This is a genomic window from Hydrogenophaga sp. (genome assembly GCF_041913525.1).
Taxonomy (GTDB): domain Bacteria; phylum Pseudomonadota; class Gammaproteobacteria; order Burkholderiales; family Burkholderiaceae_C; genus Hydrogenophaga.
Genome location: NZ_JAYSFD010000003.1, coordinates 47,840 through 65,078, shown reverse-complemented (window position 1 = coordinate 65,078; position 17,239 = coordinate 47,840). Strand labels below are relative to the sequence as shown.

Annotated in this window: 15 protein-coding genes; 10 read left to right on the top strand and 5 right to left on the bottom strand. The window is 69.1% G+C overall.

Annotation, left to right across the window (positions count from 1 at the left end; genetic code table 11):
• The first annotated feature begins 69 nt into the window (after positions 1 to 69).
• Both glpK and proC read left to right on the top strand, forming a co-directional pair.
• The gene (gene glpK / locus ACE3RQ_RS05270; RefSeq protein ID WP_374520636.1) at positions 70 to 1,563 is read left to right on the top strand and encodes a glycerol kinase GlpK; all 1,494 of its coding nucleotides are present in this window, start codon (positions 70 to 72) and stop codon (positions 1,561 to 1,563) included.
• A gap of 37 nt (positions 1,564 to 1,600) precedes the next feature.
• Positions 1,601 to 2,428: a pyrroline-5-carboxylate reductase gene (proC, locus tag ACE3RQ_RS05265; protein WP_374520634.1), complete on the top strand. Its 828-nt coding sequence runs from the start codon at positions 1,601 to 1,603 to the stop codon at positions 2,426 to 2,428.
• A 12-nt stretch (positions 2,429 to 2,440) separates the two neighbouring features.
• Here proC and ACE3RQ_RS05260 read toward each other — a convergent pair whose 3' ends face one another.
• The 3 genes from ACE3RQ_RS05260 to recG all read right to left on the bottom strand — a co-directional run bounded on the left by ACE3RQ_RS05260 (position 2,441) and on the right by recG (position 6,684).
• Complete coding sequence (locus ACE3RQ_RS05260) at positions 2,441 to 3,388, bottom strand: 4-hydroxybenzoate octaprenyltransferase (protein ID WP_374520633.1); 948 nt, start codon at positions 3,386 to 3,388, stop codon at positions 2,441 to 2,443.
• Positions 3,385 to 4,344: a LysR substrate-binding domain-containing protein gene (locus ACE3RQ_RS05255; protein WP_374520631.1), complete on the bottom strand. Its 960-nt coding sequence runs from the start codon at positions 4,342 to 4,344 to the stop codon at positions 3,385 to 3,387. Before ACE3RQ_RS05255 ends, ACE3RQ_RS05260 begins: the two co-directional genes overlap by 4 nt.
• Positions 4,345 to 4,584: 240 nt before the next feature.
• On the bottom strand, positions 4,585 to 6,684 hold the full coding sequence (recG, locus tag ACE3RQ_RS05250; RefSeq protein ID WP_374520629.1) for an ATP-dependent DNA helicase RecG: 2,100 nt from the start codon (positions 6,682 to 6,684) through the stop codon (positions 4,585 to 4,587).
• A gap of 61 nt (positions 6,685 to 6,745) precedes the next feature.
• Between recG and queA the strand changes: the two genes are divergently transcribed.
• Positions 6,746 to 7,789, top strand: coding sequence for a tRNA preQ1(34) S-adenosylmethionine ribosyltransferase-isomerase QueA (gene queA / locus ACE3RQ_RS05245; protein ID WP_374520627.1), 1,044 nt, complete (start codon positions 6,746 to 6,748; stop codon positions 7,787 to 7,789).
• Between the two features lie 15 nt (positions 7,790 to 7,804).
• Here queA and ACE3RQ_RS05240 read toward each other — a convergent pair whose 3' ends face one another.
• The gene (locus ACE3RQ_RS05240) at positions 7,805 to 8,233 is read right to left on the bottom strand and encodes a cytochrome c (RefSeq protein ID WP_374520625.1); all 429 of its coding nucleotides are present in this window, start codon (positions 8,231 to 8,233) and stop codon (positions 7,805 to 7,807) included.
• Between the two features lie 134 nt (positions 8,234 to 8,367).
• On the opposite strand from ACE3RQ_RS05240, the gene tgt reads away from it, so the two are divergent.
• The 5 genes from tgt (at position 8,368) to ACE3RQ_RS05215 (ending at position 14,412) form a co-directional block, all read left to right on the top strand.
• On the top strand, positions 8,368 to 9,540 hold the full coding sequence (gene tgt, locus ACE3RQ_RS05235; protein WP_374520623.1) for a tRNA guanosine(34) transglycosylase Tgt: 1,173 nt from the start codon (positions 8,368 to 8,370) through the stop codon (positions 9,538 to 9,540).
• Between the two features lie 50 nt (positions 9,541 to 9,590).
• The gene (locus ACE3RQ_RS05230; RefSeq protein ID WP_374520621.1) at positions 9,591 to 10,775 is read left to right on the top strand and encodes a nitrate/nitrite transporter; all 1,185 of its coding nucleotides are present in this window, start codon (positions 9,591 to 9,593) and stop codon (positions 10,773 to 10,775) included.
• 46 nt (positions 10,776 to 10,821) lie between these two features.
• The gene (gene pyk, locus ACE3RQ_RS05225; RefSeq protein WP_374520619.1) at positions 10,822 to 12,252 is read left to right on the top strand and encodes a pyruvate kinase; all 1,431 of its coding nucleotides are present in this window, start codon (positions 10,822 to 10,824) and stop codon (positions 12,250 to 12,252) included.
• An 86-nt stretch (positions 12,253 to 12,338) separates the two neighbouring features.
• Entirely contained in the window at positions 12,339 to 13,403 is a 1,065-nt protein-coding gene (gene fba / locus ACE3RQ_RS05220) for a class II fructose-bisphosphate aldolase (protein WP_374520617.1), read from the top strand.
• A 100-nt stretch (positions 13,404 to 13,503) separates the two neighbouring features.
• The gene (locus tag ACE3RQ_RS05215; RefSeq protein ID WP_374520615.1) at positions 13,504 to 14,412 is read left to right on the top strand and encodes a phosphoribosylaminoimidazolesuccinocarboxamide synthase; all 909 of its coding nucleotides are present in this window, start codon (positions 13,504 to 13,506) and stop codon (positions 14,410 to 14,412) included.
• 48 nt (positions 14,413 to 14,460) lie between these two features.
• On the opposite strand, the gene trxA is transcribed toward ACE3RQ_RS05215, so the two are convergent.
• A complete protein-coding gene (gene trxA / locus ACE3RQ_RS05210; protein WP_374520613.1) occupies positions 14,461 to 15,366 on the bottom strand; it encodes a thioredoxin in 906 nt (301 codons plus the stop codon).
• A gap of 125 nt (positions 15,367 to 15,491) precedes the next feature.
• On the opposite strand from trxA, the gene purE reads away from it, so the two are divergent.
• Both purE and ACE3RQ_RS05200 read left to right on the top strand, forming a co-directional pair.
• Positions 15,492 to 15,980, top strand: coding sequence for a 5-(carboxyamino)imidazole ribonucleotide mutase (purE, locus tag ACE3RQ_RS05205; RefSeq protein WP_374520611.1), 489 nt, complete (start codon positions 15,492 to 15,494; stop codon positions 15,978 to 15,980).
• 11 nt (positions 15,981 to 15,991) lie between these two features.
• Entirely contained in the window at positions 15,992 to 17,230 is a 1,239-nt protein-coding gene (locus tag ACE3RQ_RS05200) for a 5-(carboxyamino)imidazole ribonucleotide synthase (RefSeq protein ID WP_374520609.1), read from the top strand.
• Positions 17,231 to 17,239: the final 9 nt, after the last annotated feature.

The following is a 17,239-nucleotide window of genomic DNA, read 5'->3' as shown; positions in this document are numbered from 1 at the left end:
TTAGCGCCCAGGCCCTGCCCGAGGCTTTTCCGCTACCGTTGCGCCGACTCACGCCGCGACGCCTTCACCATGACTTACCTGCTCGCCCTGGACCAGGGCACCTCCAGTTCCCGCAGCATCGTGTTTGACCGCGAAGGCCACGTGGTGGCCATGGCGCAGCGCGAGTTGCCGCAGCACTACCCACAGCCGGGCTGGGTGGAGCACGACGCCATGGAGATCTGGCAGACGCAACTCGACACCGCCCGCGAGGCCCTCGCGAAGGCTGGCGTGACCGCGGCACAGGTGCGCGCGGTGGGCATCACCAACCAGCGCGAGACCACGGTGCTGTGGAACCGGCGAACGGGCGAGCCGCTGCACCGGGCCATCGTCTGGCAAGACCGCCGCACCGAGCCGCTGTGCCAGGCCCTGCGCGAGGCGGGCCAAGAGGCGCTGGTGCGCGAGCGCACCGGGCTGGTGATCGACCCGTATTTCTCGGGCACCAAGCTGCGCTGGCTGCTGGACCACGTGCCGGGCGCGCAAGCCCAGGCCGAGCGAGGCGAACTGGCCTTTGGCACCGTTGACTCCTGGCTGATCTGGCGCCTGACCGGCGGGGCCCGGCACCTGACCGACCCGAGCAACGCTTCGCGCACGATGTTGTTTGACATCGCTCGCCAGCGCTGGGACACGGATCTGCTGGCTATGCTCGACATTCCCCCCAGCGTGCTGCCCGAGGTGCGCCCGTCCAGCGGCGACTTCGGCACCATTGCGCCCGAGTGGCTGGGCGCGCCATTGCCCATCGGCGGCGTGGCCGGCGACCAGCAGAGTGCTCTGTTTGGCCAAGCCTGCTTTGGCGCGGGCATGGCCAAGAACACCTATGGCACCGGCTGCTTCCTGCTGATGAACACGGGCGAGCAGGTGCTGCACAGCCGCAACGGCCTGATCGCGACGGCCACCGCGCAGGCACCGGGGCGCCCGCAGTACGCGCTGGAGGGCAGCGTGTTCATTGGCGGGGCGGTGGTGCAGTGGCTGCGCGACGGCCTGCGCGCCATTGACGCCAGCCACGAGGTGCAGGCCCTGGCCGAGAGCGTGCCCGACGCGGGCGGCGTGGTGCTGGTGCCGGCCTTCACGGGCCTGGGCGCGCCCTACTGGCGGGCCGATGCGCGCGGCAGCATCACCGGCCTGAGCCGGGGCACCACCATGGCGCACATTGCGCGCGCGGCGCTGGAGAGCATCGCCTTCCAGAGTGCGGCCCTGCTGCAGGCCATGGGCCGCGACGCCGAGGCCGCCGGTGGCACGCCCGTGCGCGAGCTGCGGGTGGACGGCGGCGCCAGCGTGAACGACTTGCTGATGCAGTTCCAGGCCGATCTGCTGGGCGTGCCCGTGGTGCGCCCAGCGGTGGTGGAGACCACCGCCCTGGGCGCCGCTTACCTGGCCGGCCTGCACGAGGGTGTGTACGCCGGGCTGGATGAGCTGAGTGCCTTGTGGCGGGCCGAGCGCGTGTTCGAGCCCCGCATGCAGGCCGCCGAGGCCGCCGAGCGCATGGCCGCCTGGGAGCACGCGGTGCGCCAGACGCTCGCGCCGTGAAGCCTCGCAGCCCCGGGCGGGCGCGACAATACCGGGCATGAACACCAACACCCCTGCCCTCATCACCTTCATCGGCGGCGGCAACATGGCCAGCGCCATCATCGGCGGCCTGCTCCGCCAGGGTCACCCGCCCAGCGCACTGCAAATCGTCGAACCCTGGGACCAGCAACGCGCCCGCCTGACTGAGCAGTTCCCCGGCGTGGCCCTGTTCACCAGCGCCGACGCCGGTCTGCGCACCAGCGACCTGGTGATCTGGGCGGTGAAGCCGCAGATGTTCAAGGAAGCGGCCCTGGCCAGCGCGCCACACCTGGGCGGCGCCCTGCACCTGAGCGTGGCCGCCGGCATCACCACCGACAGCATGGTGAGCTGGCTGGGCACCGGGCGCATCGTGCGCGCCATGCCCAACACGCCGGCCCTGGTGGGCCTGGGCATGACGGGCCTGTTCGCCCGCCCGGAGGCCAGCACCGACGACCGCGCCCTGGCCGAGCGCGTGGTGCGCACCACCGGCGAGCTGGTGTGGGTGGCGCAAGAGCGCGACCTGGACGCCGTGACCGCCCTGTCGGGTTCGGGCCCGGCTTACGTGTTTTATTTCCTGGAAGCCATGCGCGACGCCGGCGAGCGCATGGGTCTGCCGGCCGACGTGGCGCTGCAACTGGCCACCGGCACCTTCGTGGGCGCGGCCACCCTGGCCCAGCGCTCCAGCGAGCCGCCGCAGGTGCTGCGCGAACGCGTCACGTCCAAGGGCGGCACGACCTACGCCGCCCTCACCGCCATGGACGCAGCGGGCATCAAGGCCAGCTTTGAAGAGGCATTGTTCGCCGCCCAGCGCCGCGCCGAGGAACTGGGCCGCGACTTCGGGCGCTGAGGCACGCCGGGCTCAGAGGCCCAGCACCACACCCGCGAACAAGGTGAAGCCCAGCCAGTGGTTGGCACGGAAGGCCTGGAAGCAGCCTTCGCGGGTGCGGTGCCGGATCAGGCTGAAGTGCCAGCCCACCTGCACCACGGCGGCGATCAGCGCCAGGCCCCAGGTGAGTGAGTGCACGCGGTCGATGAGCACCACGGTCCAGATCGACAGGTACACCAGGTAGAACACCGTGACCGCCATCACGTCGGCACGGCCCAGGGTGATGGCCGAGGTCTTCATGCCGATCTTCAGGTCATCGTCGCGATCGACCATGGCGTACTCGGTGTCGTAGGCCAGCACCCAGAACAGGTTGCCCAGCATCAGTGCCCAGGCCTGCCAGGGCACGCTGGCCCAGACCGCGGCCAGGAAACCGGGCTCGGCCACGCGCTGAGGGTGCGTCCACAACGCCCAGGCCGGGCCGCCCTGCACCGCCGCAAAGGCCATGGGAATGCCGAAGCTGAAAGCCACGCCCAGCACCGCTTGCGGCATGGACACCAGGCGCTTGGCGAAGGGGTAGACCAGCGCCAGGCCCAGGCCGACCACCGACCAGGCGATGGTCTCCAGGTTGGTGGTGAGCACCAGCAAGAAGGCCACGAGGGCCAGCGCGGCGCCCACGCCCAGGGCCTCGGTGGCGCTCAGGCGCCCGCTGGTCACGGGGCGCTGCGCGGTGCGCTTGACGTGGCGATCGAACTCGCGGTCGGCCACGTCGTTCACACAGCAGCCGGCGCTGCGCATGAGGATGGTGCCCAGGGTGAACACCGCCAGCAGGTGCCAGCCCGGAAAGCCGTCGGCGGCCACCCACAGCGCGGCCAGCGAAGGCCACAGCAGCAGCAACCAGCCGGCCGGGCGGTTCCAGCGGATGAGGTCAAGGTAAAGCGACAGGCGCGAGGGCGCGCCCGGGGCGGGCATGGCGGTGTTCATGAAAGGCGTTTGACGCCTGGCAGTTCGCAGGCGTAGATGGCGTTGCGCAGTTCGGCGATGGCCTCGTAGCGCGTGAAGCTGCGCCGCCAGGCCAGCACCACGCGGCGCGTGGGGGCATCGCCCTTGAAGGGCAGGTAGCGCACGTAGGCCGAGTCGCCGAAGTCTTGCGCCGGGTTGGCCGTGCCGTCCAGCGCGGAGGACGGCACCGACAGGCGCGGCACCAGCGTCACGCCCATGCCGGCGGCCACCATGTGCTTGATGGTCTCCAGCGACGAGCCCTCGAAGCTCTTGCGGATGCCCTCGGTGTCATTGGAGAAGCGGGCGAACTCAGGGCAGACCTCCAGCACATGGTCGCGGAAGCAGTGCCCGGTGCCCAGCAGCAGCATGGTTTCGCGCTTGAGCTCTTCGGCGGTGATGAAGCCCTGCTTGGCCAGCGGATGGGTGTGCGGCACGGCGGCCAGGAAGGGCTCGTCGTACAACGGGGCGATGGCCAGGTTGGTGTCGGGAAATGGCTCGGCCAGGATGGCGCAGTCGATCTCGCCCAGGCGAAGCTGCTCCAGCAGCTTGGCGGTGAAGTTCTCTTGCAGCATCAGCGGCATCTGGGGCGTGCGGTCGATGACACGGCGCACCAGGTCGGGCAGCAGATAGGGGCCGATGGTGTAGATGACGCCCAGGCGCAACGGGCCGGCCAGCGGGTCTTTGCCGCGCTTGGCGATTTCCTTGATGGCCGCGGCCTGCTCCAGCACCGTTTGCGCCTGGCGGACGATTTCCTCGCCGAGTGGCGTGACCGAAATTTCGCTGGCGTTGCGCTCGAAGATCTTGAGCTCCAGCTCTTCTTCGAGCTTCTTGATGGCCACCGACAGCGTGGGCTGGGACACAAAGCATGCCTCCGCGGCCTTGCCGAAGTGCTTCTCACGGGCCACTGCCACGATGTATTTCAGTTCGGTCAGCGTCATGGTCGATATTGTGCGCCTGTCAAATCTGACAGGTCGGCTGGATGCTTTGGTTCTAACTCTCGTAGATTCCTGTCTCAGTGCGTCACACACGGCACTGTCAGGGAGAAAAGGCACAAAGTGCCAGAGGTGGAGGCGGGGCGCAAGCCCCGCCTTTATCGACAAGCCCTCCCACCCATCCCCCCTCTTTTTCGCTCCAACGGTCGCTCAGGCCCGGGATCGCTGCGCGCCGCCCTCAGGCTCTCAGGCTTTCAAATAGGCCGAGCGCGTGCCCAGCCAGCGGGCGATGTGCTGCTCGGCCTGCACGGGGCGGTGGGCCAGCATCCACGGCGCAGCCTCGCGCGCCCAGTCCAGCAGGTGCCCATCGGTGGCCAGGTCGGCAAAACGCAGCAGCGGCGCACCCGACTGGCGGGCGCCCAGAAACTCGCCTGGCCCGCGAATCTCCAGGTCACGGCGGGCAATCTCGAAACCATCGTTGGTCTCGGCCATGGCGCGCAGGCGCTCGCGGGCGGTTTCGCCCAGTCGCCCGCCGTCGGGCGGGGTGTACATGAGCACGCAGGCGGAAGCCGCCGCGCCGCGCCCTACCCGCCCGCGCAACTGGTGCAACTGGCTCAGGCCGAAGCGCTCGGCGTGCTCGATCACCATGAGCGAGGCGTTGGGCACGTCCACCCCCACCTCAATCACGGTGGTGGACACGAGCACGCCCATCTGCCCGCCCGAGAACATCGACATGACCGCCTTCTTCTCGGCCGGCGCCATGCGCGAGTGCAGCAGGCCCACCAGCACGCCCGGCAAGGCCTCGCTCAGTTCGGCGTGGGTGGCGGTGGCGTTGGACAGGTCCAGCGCCTCGCTTTCTTCGATCAGCGGGCACACCCAGTACACCTGGCGGCCCTGGGCCACCTGGGCGCGGATGCGCTCAATCACCTCGGCGCGGCGGCTGTCGCTCACCACCTTGGTGACGATGGGCGTGCGACCGGGCGGCAGCTCGTCGATGGTGGACACGTCCAGATCGGCGTAGTAGCTCATGGCCAGGGTGCGCGGGATGGGGGTGGCCGTCATCATGAGCAGGTGCGGCTCTTGCGCCGCGCCCTGGTCGTCGGCGCCGAGCTTGCTGCGCAGCGCCAGGCGCTGCGCCACGCCAAAGCGGTGCTGCTCGTCGATCAGGGCCAGGGCCAGGTTCTTGAACTGCACCTGGTCTTGAATGACGGCGTGGGTGCCCACCACCAGGGCGGCCTCGCCGCTGGCGATCAGGTCGAGCATTTCCTGGCGCTGTTTCTTTTTCTGGCTGCCGGTGAGCCAGGCCACGCGCTTGCCCAGGGGCGCCAGCAGCGGCTCCAGCCAGCCCACCAGCTTGCCAAAGTGCTGCTCGGCCAGGATTTCGGTGGGCGCCATCAGGGCGCACTGCCAGCCGGTATCGATGGCGATGGCCGCCGCCTGCGCCGCCACCACGGTTTTGCCCGAGCCTACGTCGCCCTGCAGCAGGCGGTGCATGGGCACCGTGCGCGACAGGTCGCGCGCAATTTCCTCGCTCACGCGGCGCTGGGCGGCGGTCAGGCCAAAGGGCAGCACGCCCAGCAACTGCTCGGGCAAGCCCCCGGCGCGCGTGGGCAGGGCCGGGGCGCGCAGGGCGTCGCGCTCGCGCTTGGCGGTGAACTGGGCGAGCTGCTGGGCCAGCAGTTCCTCGGCCTTCAGGCGCTGCCAGGCGGGGTGGCTGCGGTCTTCCAGCGCGTCGAGCGACACGTCAGGCCCCGGGTGGTGCAGGTACTGCAGGGCCTGGCGCAGCGTCCATGACCCACGCACCACCTCGCCCAGGCTGCGCAGCAGTTCGGGCGGCAGGGTTTCGCTCAGGTCGGCCCGCCCCAGCGCGCCGGCCACCGCCTTGCGCAGGTAGGGCTGGGGCAACTGGGCGCTGGTGGGGTACACCGGCGTGAGGGCGTCGGGCAGTTCACCGCCGGCCAGTTTGAAGGCCGGGTGCAGCAGGGTGCGGCCGACGAAGCCGCCGCGCAGCTCGCCGCGCGCCCGAATGCGGGCACCCACGGCCAGGGTCTTCTGGTGCGAGGGGTAGAAGCTGAAGAAGCGCAGGGTGCAGGTGTCGCTGCCGTCGTCCAGCGTCACCAGTAGCTGGCGGCGCGGGCGGTAGGTGATCTCGACGTCGGTCACGGTGCCTTCGATCTGCACCATCTGCCCGTCGCGGGCGTCGCGCAGCTTGACGATGCGGGTCTCGTCTTCGTAGCGCAGCGGCAGGTGCAGGGCGAGGTCAATGTCGCGCACCAGGCCGAGCTTGTGCATGGCCTTCTGGGGGGCGGACAAAGGCTTGCGGTCGGCTGGCGCGGGGGCGGTCATGGGAGAATTGTGCCTTTCGCTTTTCCCCCACTTGGAACGGGTCTGTCCGGCCCTCAAGCACATGACGAACTCTCTGGCCCCACGGGCCTTCACCCTGAGCGATTTCGACTTCGCTCTGCCCCCCGACCTCATTGCCCAGCACCCCGCGCCCGAGCGCAGCGCCTCGCGCCTGCTCGATGGCAGCGGCCCCGCGCCGGTGGACCGCGTGTTCCGCGAGTTACCCGGCCTGCTGCAGCCGGGCGATCTGCTGGTCTTCAACAACACCCAGGTCATCAAGGCCCGGCTCTTCGGCGAGAAGGCCACCGGCGGCAAGCTGGAGCTGCTGGTGGAGCGCGTGCTGCAAGACCACGAGGTGGTGGCCCACATGAAGGTGAGCAAGAAGCCGGCAGTGGGCGGCGTGATGCACATGGTGGGCGGCTTCACCGCCACGCTGGTGGGCCGCTGGCCTGACGAGAACGGGCAGTTGTTCCGCCTGCGCTTCTCGAGCGACCCGTACACGCTGATGGCCGAACACGGCCACGTGCCGCTGCCGCCGTACATCGAGCATAGCGACACCGCAGAAGACGAGCGCCGCTACCAGACCGTGTTCGCCAAGCACCCGGGCGCCGTGGCCGCGCCCACCGCCGCGCTGCACTTTGACGAAGGCGTGCTGGCCGCGCTGCGCGAGCGTGGCGTGCACACGGCCGAGGTGACGCTGCACGTGGGCGCGGGCACCTTTCAGCCGGTGAAGACCGAGAACATCGCCGAGCACACCATGCACGCCGAGTGGTACCGCGTGCCGCCCGAGACCATGGCGGCCATCGAGGCTTGTCGTGCGCGTGGCGGCCGCGTGGTGGCCGTGGGCACCACCACCGTGCGCACGCTGGAGAGCTGGGCCAGCAGCGGCCATGCCGAGGGCGACACGCAAATCTTCATCACCCCGGGCTTCGGCTTCCGGGTGGTGGACGCGCTGATCACCAACTTCCACCTGCCCAAGAGCACGCTGATGATGCTGGTGAGCGCCCTGGCCGGCTATGAGCACGTGATGGCGCTGTACCAGCACGCCATCGCCCAGCGCTACCGCTTCTTCAGCTACGGCGACGCCATGCTGCTGCAGCGGCGCTGAGGCCGCGGCAACGCTTCACTGCGCCTGGATGCGGCTGATGTATTCCAGCAGCGTGAGGATACGCATGCGCACCGGCACGGCTGGGTCGTAGCGCCCGCGCGCTTCGCGCAGCGATTGCATGTCTTCCGCGCGGAACTCCTGGCCCCACACCGGCATGTCGCGGGTGCCGTGGCTGGGCACCGCCGCCGAGCCTTCGATCACCGCGTAGAGGCGGTTCACCGGCAGCACGCCCTGGTTCTTCTTGGCCAGTTGCGTGAGGTCGGGCGGGCTGCGCTGCAGCAGGTTGCCCAACGGCCCGTTGCCCTTGCCATCGACCCCATGGCACACGGCGCATTTGTCGGTGAATTCGAGTTTGCCGTAGTCGGTGGTGGCGGGCTGGGCGAAGGCGGTGGCACCGCCCAGCGCCAGGCACACGGCCATCAGCCGCCGCAAAGTGGTGTTCATGGCATGGCTCCAGTGGTTGCAGAGGAAACCCATCGTAGGAAGAGCCCCCGCGTCCGCCATTGAGTGCCCTCAATGGATGCCGCCGTGCACAGCCCCCCGTCTTTACAATGCCCGGCTCCACGCCCCACACCTCCATGCTGCAATTCGAACTGCTCCAACAAGACGCCGACAGCCACGCCCGGCGCGGCCGCCTCACGCTCAACCATGGGGTGGTGCAGACGCCCATCTTCATGCCGGTGGGCACCTACGGCACGGTCAAGGGCGTGACGCCCGCCAGCCTGCACGACATGGGCGCGCAGATCATCCTGGGCAACACCTTCCACCTGTGGATGCGCCCGGGGCTGGACATCATGAAGAGCTTTGGCGGCCTGCACGGCTTCGAGAAGTGGGACAAGCCCATCCTCACCGACTCGGGCGGCTTCCAGGTGTGGAGCCTGGGCGCCATGCGCAAGATCACCGAGGAAGGCGTGCACTTCTCCAGCCCGGTGAACGGCGACAAGCTGTTCATGTCGCCCGAGGTGAGCATGCAGATCCAGACGGTGCTCAACAGCGACATCGTGATGCAGCTCGACGAGTGCACGCCGTATGAAACCAACGGCCACCTCACCACCGAGGCCGAGGCACGCAAGAGCATGGAAATGAGCCGGCGCTGGGCCGTGCGCTCCAAGGCCGAGTTCGAGCGCCTGGGCAACCCCAACGCGCTGTTCGGCATCGTGCAAGGTGGCATGTTCCCCCACCTGCGGCAAGAGTCGCTGGAGGCCCTGGTGGAGATGGACTTCCCCGGCTACGCCATTGGCGGCGTGAGCGTGGGCGAGCCCAAGGAGCAGATGCTGGAGATCATGGCCCACACGCCGCACCGCCTGCCGGCGCACAAGCCGCGCTACCTGATGGGCGTGGGCACGCCCGAAGACCTGGTGCAGGGCGTGGCCGAGGGCGTGGACATGTTCGACTGCGTCATGCCCACGCGCAACGCGCGCAACGGCACGCTGTTCACCCGCTACGGCGACCTCAAGATTCGCAACGCGCGCCACAAGGCCGACCACCGCCCGCTGGACGAGACCTGCACCTGCTACGCCTGCGCCGGGCGCAGCGGCGTGAGCTGGGCCGACGGCGGACGCGAAGGCTTCAGCCGCGCCTACCTTCACCACCTGGACCGCTGCGGCGAGATGCTCGGCCCCATGCTGGCCACGGTGCACAACCTGCACTACTACCTGAACCTCATGCGCGAGGTGCGCGAATCGCTGGACGCCGGCACCTTCAGCGCCTTCCGCGCGCGCTTCCGCGACGACCGCGCACGCGGGGTCTGACCCGGGGCAATACCGACGCGGCCGGGGCCGGGCACGGCTATCGTGCTGAGATGGCCAACCCCTCCGTCCCCCGCCACGTGTTGCCGCTGCTGGTGCTGGCGCAGTTCGCCGGCACCTCGCTGTGGTTTGCCGTGAACGCGGTGATGCCCGACCTGCAACGCGAGCAGGGCTGGGACGCGGCGGCGGTGGGGGCGCTGACCTCGGCGCTGCAACTGGGCTTCATCGCGGGCACGCTGGTGTTCGCGGTGCTGTCGGTGGCCGACCGCTTTCGCCCGCGGGCGGTGTTCCTGGCCTGCTCGCTGGCCGGGGCCCTGTGCACGGTGGCGGCCTGGGCCATGGTGCGCCACTACCCCGCCCTGCTGGCTTGGCGCCTGGCCACGGGCTTTTGCCTGGCGGGCATCTACCCCGTGGGCATGAAGATCGCGGCGCAGTGGTACACGCGCGGCCTGGGCGCGGCCATGGGCCTGCTGATCGGGGCGCTGGTGCTGGGCTCGGCCAGCGCGCACGCCCTGCGGGCCTTGTCGGGCACCCTGCCCTGGCCCAGCCTGATGCTGGGCGTGGCCGCGCTGGCGGCGGCCGGCGGCCTGCTGCTGTACTGGGGCACGGGCGACGCACCAGCCACGGTGGCGCGGGTGAGCACGCTGCAATGGCGGGCGCTGGGCGTGATCTGGACCGACCGGCGCGTGCGCAGCTCGGTGCTGGGCTACTTCGGCCACATGTGGGAGCTGTACACGCTGTGGGTGCTGGTGCCGCTGATCCTGGCCACGCGGCTGCAGGGCACCGACCTGTCATGGGCGGCGTTTGGGGTGATCGGTTCGGGCGCGCTGGGCTGCGCGGTGGGCGGCTGGCTGGCGCTGCACTGGGGCAGCGCGCGGGTGGCGGGCACGCAACTGGCCACCAGTGGGCTGTGCTGCCTGCTGGCGCCCTGGGCCATGGCGGCACCGGATGCGCTGTTTGCGCTGTGGCTGCTGGTGTGGGGCACCACCGTGGCGGGCGATTCGCCGCAGTTTTCCACGCTCACGGCGCGCAACGCGCCACCGGCCCTGGTGGGCAGCGTGCTGACGCTGGCCAACAGCGCGGGCTTTGCGCTGTCGATCGTGAGCATCTTGCTGTTCGTGGCGCTGGCCCGCCACGTGCCACTGGCCCATTTGCTGCCCTGGCTGGCCGTGGGGCCGGCGCTGGGCCTGTGGGCCCTGCGGCCTTTGTGGGCAGCCGACCGCCAGCCAGTTGGCTGACGCACAATCGCCTCACACCCAACCCAGTTCTTAACGGAGTTTGCCCATGCCCCTTCGCGCCACCAAGATCGTTGCCACCCTTGGCCCCGCCTCCAGCTCGCCCGAGATGCTGGAAGCCATGATTCGAGCGGGGGTGAACGTGGTGCGACTGAACTTCTCGCACGGCACGGCGCAAGACCACATCGACCGCGCCACCCTGGTGCGCGAAGCCGCGCAACGCGCCGGGCGCGAGGTGGGCATCATGGCCGACCTGCAGGGCCCCAAGATTCGCGTGGGCAAGTTCGCGGCTGGCAAAGTGATGCTGGAGCCGGGCCAGCCCTTTGTGCTGGACGCCTCGCGCACCGAGCCGGGCGACATCGGCGGCGTGGGCCTGGACTACAAGGAACTGCCGCGCGACGTGAAGGCCGGCGACACGCTGCTGCTGAACGACGGACTGATCGTGCTCACGGTGGACCAGGTGGCGGGCCACGCGGTGCACACCACGGTGAAGGTGGGCGGCGAGCTGTCGAACAACAAGGGCATCAACAAGCAGGGCGGCGGCCTGACCGCGCCGGCGCTCACGGCCAAGGACATGGAAGACCTCAAGGTCGCCATGAACCTGAAGGCCGACTACGTGGCGGTGAGCTTCCCGAAGAACGCCACCGACATGGAACTGGCGCGCCAGCTGTGCAACGTGGCCTCCACCGACGGCCACAAGCCCGGGCTGATCGCCAAGATTGAGCGCGCCGAGGCCATTCCCGAGCTGGCCAACATCCTGAAGGTGTCGGACGGCATCATGGTGGCGCGCGGAGACCTGGCGGTAGAGGTGGGCAACGCCGCCGTGCCGGCGCTGCAGAAGCGCATGATCAAGCTCGCACGTGAGATGGACAAGGTGGTGATCACCGCCACGCAAATGATGGAGAGCATGATCCAGAACCCGGTGCCCACCCGCGCCGAGGTGAGCGACGTGGCCAACGCCGTGCTGGATGGCACCGACGCGGTGATGCTCAGCGCCGAGACCGCCGCCGGCAAGTACCCGCTGGAGACGGTGCAGCAGATGGCCGCCATCTGCCAGGAAGCCGAAAAAACCGACTACGACCCGCTGGACGACGACTTCGTGGGCGCGCACTTCACCCGCATTGACCAGGCCATCGCCATGGGCGCGCTGTTCACCGCGCACCACCTTAAGGCCAAGGCCATCGTGGCCCTGACCGACTCGGGCTCCACCGCGCTGTGGATGAGCCGGCACAACGTGCGCATGCCCATCTACGCCGTGACCTCCAAGCTGGCCACGCAGCGCAAGATGACGCTCTACCGCAACGTGCGCCCGCTGCACATGGAGACCAGCACCGACCGCGACACCGCGCTGGCCCAGGCCGAGGCCGACCTGAAGAGCCGCGGCGTGATGCAAAGCGGCGACGTGTACGCCATCACCGTGGGCGAGCCCATGGGCCAGCCCGGCGGCACCAACACGCTCAAGATTTGCCGGGCGCGCTGAGCGGGGCGGCTGCCTGGGCCGCCGCTAAAATCGCCGGTTACCAACCGGTTACCAACCGATCACTCCAACCGCTTTAGGGGAATCACATGGCGCTCGTTTCCATGCGCGAACTGCTCGACCACGCCGCCGCCAACGGCTACGGCATTCCGGCTTTCAACGTCAACAACCTCGAGCAGGTGCAAGCCGTGATGGCCGCCGCCGACGAAGTGGGCGCCCCGGTCATCCTGCAGGCCAGCGCCGGTGCCCGCAAGTACGCTGGTGAGTCCTTCATCAAGCACCTCATCCAGGCCGCCACCGAGGCCTACCCGCACATCCCCCTGGTCATGCACCAGGACCACGGCACCAGCCCCAAGGTCTGCGCCGGCGCCATTGACCTGGGCTTCGGCTCGGTGATGATGGACGGCTCGCTGATGGAAGACGGCAAGACCCCCTCCAGCTTCGACTACAACGTCGACGTCACCCGCAAGGTGGTGGAGATGGCCCACCAGGTGGGCGTCACCGTGGAAGGCGAACTCGGCTGCCTGGGCAACCTGGAAACCGGTGACGCCGGCGAAGAAGACGGCATCGGCGCCGAAGGCAAGCTGGACCACAGCCAGATGTTGACCGACCCCGAAGAGGCCGCCCAGTTCGTGAAGGCCACCCAGCTCGACGCCCTGGCCATCGCCATCGGCACCAGCCACGGCGCCTACAAGTTCAGCCGCCCGCCCACCGGCGACATCCTGGCCATCTCGCGCGTGAAGGAAATCCACGCCCGCATCCCCAACACCCACCTGGTGATGCACGGCTCCTCCAGCGTGCCGCAGGAACTGCGCGCCATCATCAACCAGTACGGCGGCGCCATGAAGGAAACCTACGGCGTGCCGGTGGCCGAGATTCAGGAAGCCATCAAGCACGGTGTGCGCAAGATCAACATCGACACCGACATCCGCATGGCCATGACCGGCGCGGTGCGCAAGTTCCTGGCCGAGAACCCCGAGAAGTTCGACATGCGCGAGTGGATGAAGCCCGCCCGCGAAGCCGCCAAGGCCGTGTGCAAGCAGCGCTACCTCGAATTCGGTTGCGAAGGCCAGGGCGCCAAGATCAAGGGCCTGACCCTGGTGGACATGGCCGCCAAGTACGCCAAGGGCGAACTGGCCCAGCTGGTGAAGTAAAGGCAAACCGACCGGTTCTTGCGATAATCGCCCCGAACTGCACGAGGCCCGTTGGCGTTCAACGGGCCTTTTTCTTGGTACCTCCTGTTGCCCCACCGCCATGACGACTGCCCTGCACACCTCGGCCCTGACTTCCCTGCCCCTGCTGGCGCGCGGCAAGGTGCGCGACAACTACGCCGTGGGCGATGACCGCATCCTCATGGTGGCGTCCGACCGCATCAGCGCCTTTGACGTGATCATGGGCGAGCCCATCCCCGGCAAGGGCGAGCTGCTGACCCAGCTCTCGCTGTTCTGGTTTGACCAGCTTGGCCCCAAGGGCCTCAACATTTGCCCCATCCACCTCACCGGCGAAGCGCCCGAGAGCGCGGTGTCGCCCGAGGAAGTGCCGCAGGTCAAGGGCCGCTCGATGCTGGTGCAGCGCCTCAAGCCCATTCCGGTGGAGGCCGTGGTGCGCGGCTACCTCGCCGGCAGTGGCTGGAAGGAATACCAGGAAAGCCGCTCGGTCTGCGGCGTGAAGCTGCCCGAGGGCCTGCAGAACGCCTCGAAACTGCCCGAGCCCATCTACACCCCGGCCGCCAAGGCCGAGCTGGGCGAGCACGACGAAAACATCACCTACGAACAAACGGTGGCCATGGTGGGTGCCGACGTGGCCGCCCAGATCCGCGACTACGCCATCGCGCTGTACAAGGCCGCCGCCGAGATCGCCGCGAAGAAGGGCATCATCATTGCCGACACCAAGTTCGAGTTCGGCCTGAACGCGCAAGGCCAGGTGGTGCTGATGGACGAGGTGCTCACCCCCGACAGCTCGCGCTACTGGCCTGCCGAGAGCTACGTGGTGGGCCAGAACCCGCCCAGCTACGACAAGCAGTTCCTGCGCGACTGGCTGGAAACCGCCAAGGTGAACGGCCAGCCCTGGGACAAGACCCCGCCCGCACCGCGCCTGCCGCGCGAGGTCATCGAGAAAACCGCCGCCAAGTACCAGGAAGCGCTGACGCGCCTGGTGGGCTAAAGCCCGGCGGTGGCCGGCCCCGTGACGCGGGGCCGGTTGTCTGTTGAATCAGCTCAACACCACGCTGGAGAGGCGGCGGCGGTAGGTGGCCACGGTGGGGTCTTCGGGCGGCACCTGGCCTTCGGCCACCTTGGGCTTGGGCGGCTCGATCACGTCGAGGATGGCGATGTAGGTGCGGCGCGCCACGTCGTCGTTCCAGGTCTTGTCGCGCATCAGGATTTCCAGCAGCTCGTCCATGGCGGCGGTCCACTGGCCGTAAGCGAACAGCAACTGGGCCAGGGCGAAGCGGGCGTCGAAATCGCGCTTGTTGGTGGCGATGCGGGCCTGCAGCTCGGCCGCGCGGGCGTCGGGGTCGATGCCGTCCTGCGCGTCGCGGGCGGCCATCCAGCGCTGCAGCGAATCGAGGCGGCGCACGCCCGATGCCTTGGCGATCACCGGGGCGAAGGCCACCTTGGCGTCGTCGTCCAGGCCCAGCTCCAGCAGCAGCTTCACCAGGTCAAAGCGGGCGTCGTCGTTCTCGGGGTCGGCCTGCACGGCGGCCTGCAGCTTCTCCAGCGCGGCCTCGGTGTCGCCTTCCAGCAAGGCTTCCTGTGCCTGCTCTTCCTCGGCCTGGGCCTCCAGTTCGTTGGCGGCGGGCAGGTGCTTGTCGAGGAAGGCCTTGATCTGGCCCTCGGGCAGCGCGCCCATGAAGCCGTCCACCGGCTGCCCGTTCATGAGCAGCACACAGGTGGGGATGCTGCGAATGCCGAAGGCGGCGGCCAGTTGCTGCTCTTGATCGGAATCGATCTTCACCAGCTTGAAGCGGCCGGCGTATTCGGCTTCCACCTTTTCCAGGAGGGGACCGATCACTTTGCAGGGGCCGCACCAGGGGGCCCAGAAGTCCACCAGCACGGGCGTGTGCATGGAGGCTTCAATGACCTCGGCTTCGAAATTGGCGATGGTGACGTTGATCATGGCGGCTCGGCTCGAAACGGGGACGAAACGTAAAATCGCCACTTTACCGGAGCCGCCCCCGGCTTCCGAGCCCCTTCCCACCCCGACACCGCCCTGGCGCACGCGCCCCGGCAGAAAGCCCCCCCATGAACGCCATCTCCGTGGGCGTGGTCATGGGTTCCAGCAGCGACTGGGACACCATGCAACACGCCGTGCAGATCCTCAAGGACTTCGGCATCGCGCACGAGGCCCGCGTGGTCTCGGCCCACCGCATGCCCGACGACATGTTCGCCTACGCCGAAGCCGCCGTGGGCCGGGGCCTGAAGGCCATCATCGCTGGCGCCGGCGGCGCGGCCCACCTGCCCGGCATGATCGCCTCCAAAACCGTGGTGCCGGTGCTGGGTGTGCCGGTGCAGACCAAGGCCCTGTCGGGCGTGGACTCGCTGCACAGCATCGTGCAGATGCCCAAGGGCGTGCCAGTGGCCACCTTCGCCATCGGCGCGGCCGGCGCGGCCAACGCCGCGCTGTTTGCCGTGGCCATGCTGGCCAACGAAGACCCGGCCCTGCGCGAGAAGCTGCTGGCCTTCCGTGCGCAGCAGACCGAAGCCGCCCGCGCCATGACGCTTCCCGTTTGAACCCAAGACCCATGAGCCAAAAGACCCTTCTGCCCGGCGCCCTGTCCGACCGCGGCCAACAGATGACCCTGGGCGTGATGGGCGGCGGCCAGCTCGGCCGCATGTTCGTGCAGGCCGCGCAGGCAATGGGCTATTTCACGGCGGTGCTCGATCCCGACCCGGCCAGCCCAGCCGGCCTGATCAGCCACCACCACATCAAGACCGCGTACGACGACGAGCAGGGCCTGGCCCAGCTCATGCAGCGCTGCGACGCCATCACCACCGAGTTCGAAAACGTGCCCGCGCCCGCGCTGGTCACGCTGGGCGCGCACCGGCCGGTGGCGCCCTCGGCCAAGTGCGTGGGCATCGCGCAAGACCGTATCAAGGAAAAGGCCCACTTCGCGCAGGCCGCCGCCATCAGCGGCGTGGCCCCGGGCCCGAACGCGGCCATCGAGACCGAGGCCGACCTGGCCCAGGTGCCCGACCACCTCTTCCCCGGCATCCTGAAAACCGCCCGCCTGGGCTACGACGGCAAGGGCCAGGTGGGCGTGGCCAGCCGCGCCGATCTGGCCAGCGCCTGGCAAGGCCTGGGCAGCGTGGCCTGCGTGCTGGAGAAGCGCCTGCAACTGGTGTCGGAATGCTCGGTCATCGTGGCGCGCGGCGCCGACGGGCAGGCCGTGAGCTTCCCGGTGCAGAAGAACACCCACATCGACGGCATCCTGGCGCTGACCGAGGTGTTCGAAGGCGCCGTGCCGGCCGATCTGGCCCAGCGCGCCCAGGCCGCCACCCTGGCCATTGCCCAGCACCTGAACTACGTGGGCGTGCTGTGCGTGGAGTACTTCGTGGTGAAGAACGAGGCCGGCGCCCTGGACCTGGTGGTCAACGAAATGGCCCCGCGCCCGCACAACAGCGGCCACTACACGCAGAACGCCTGCGACCTGTCGCAGTTCGAGGCGCAGGTGCGCGCCCTGGCCGGCCTGCCCCTGCCCACCCCGCGCCAGCACAGCCCGGCGATCATGGTGAACCTGCTGGGCGACCTCTGGTTCAACCCCAACGGCGTGCGCCCGCAGGCCAGCGCCGAGGCGGTGTCGCCGCCCTGGGCGCAGGTGCTGGCCCTGCCCGGCACCCACCTGCACCTGTACGGCAAGCTCAGCGCGCGCCCCGGCCGCAAGATGGGCCACCTCAACATCACTGGCCCCAGCGTGGCCGCCGTGCGCGAGACCACCGCGCGCGTCCTGGCCCTGCTGGGCCTGCCGGCCCTGGTGGGCTGACCCGCCATG

Coding starts and splice junctions, on each gene's coding strand:
- glpK (WP_374520636.1), top strand. CDS start 70: ATGACTTACCTGCTCGCCCTGGACCAGGGCACCTCCAGTTCCCGCAGC.
- proC (WP_374520634.1), top strand. CDS start 1,601: ATGAACACCAACACCCCTGCCCTCATCACCTTCATCGGCGGCGGCAAC.
- ACE3RQ_RS05260 (WP_374520633.1), bottom strand. CDS start 3,388: ATGAACACCGCCATGCCCGCCCCGGGCGCGCCCTCGCGCCTGTCGCTT.
- ACE3RQ_RS05255 (WP_374520631.1), bottom strand. CDS start 4,344: ATGACGCTGACCGAACTGAAATACATCGTGGCAGTGGCCCGTGAGAAG.
- recG (WP_374520629.1), bottom strand. CDS start 6,684: ATGACCGCCCCCGCGCCAGCCGACCGCAAGCCTTTGTCCGCCCCCCAG.
- queA (WP_374520627.1), top strand. CDS start 6,746: ATGACGAACTCTCTGGCCCCACGGGCCTTCACCCTGAGCGATTTCGAC.
- ACE3RQ_RS05240 (WP_374520625.1), bottom strand. CDS start 8,233: ATGAACACCACTTTGCGGCGGCTGATGGCCGTGTGCCTGGCGCTGGGC.
- tgt (WP_374520623.1), top strand. CDS start 8,368: ATGCTGCAATTCGAACTGCTCCAACAAGACGCCGACAGCCACGCCCGG.
- ACE3RQ_RS05230 (WP_374520621.1), top strand. CDS start 9,591: ATGGCCAACCCCTCCGTCCCCCGCCACGTGTTGCCGCTGCTGGTGCTG.
- pyk (WP_374520619.1), top strand. CDS start 10,822: ATGCCCCTTCGCGCCACCAAGATCGTTGCCACCCTTGGCCCCGCCTCC.
- fba (WP_374520617.1), top strand. CDS start 12,339: ATGGCGCTCGTTTCCATGCGCGAACTGCTCGACCACGCCGCCGCCAAC.
- ACE3RQ_RS05215 (WP_374520615.1), top strand. CDS start 13,504: ATGACGACTGCCCTGCACACCTCGGCCCTGACTTCCCTGCCCCTGCTG.
- trxA (WP_374520613.1), bottom strand. CDS start 15,366: ATGATCAACGTCACCATCGCCAATTTCGAAGCCGAGGTCATTGAAGCC.
- purE (WP_374520611.1), top strand. CDS start 15,492: ATGAACGCCATCTCCGTGGGCGTGGTCATGGGTTCCAGCAGCGACTGG.
- ACE3RQ_RS05200 (WP_374520609.1), top strand. CDS start 15,992: ATGAGCCAAAAGACCCTTCTGCCCGGCGCCCTGTCCGACCGCGGCCAA.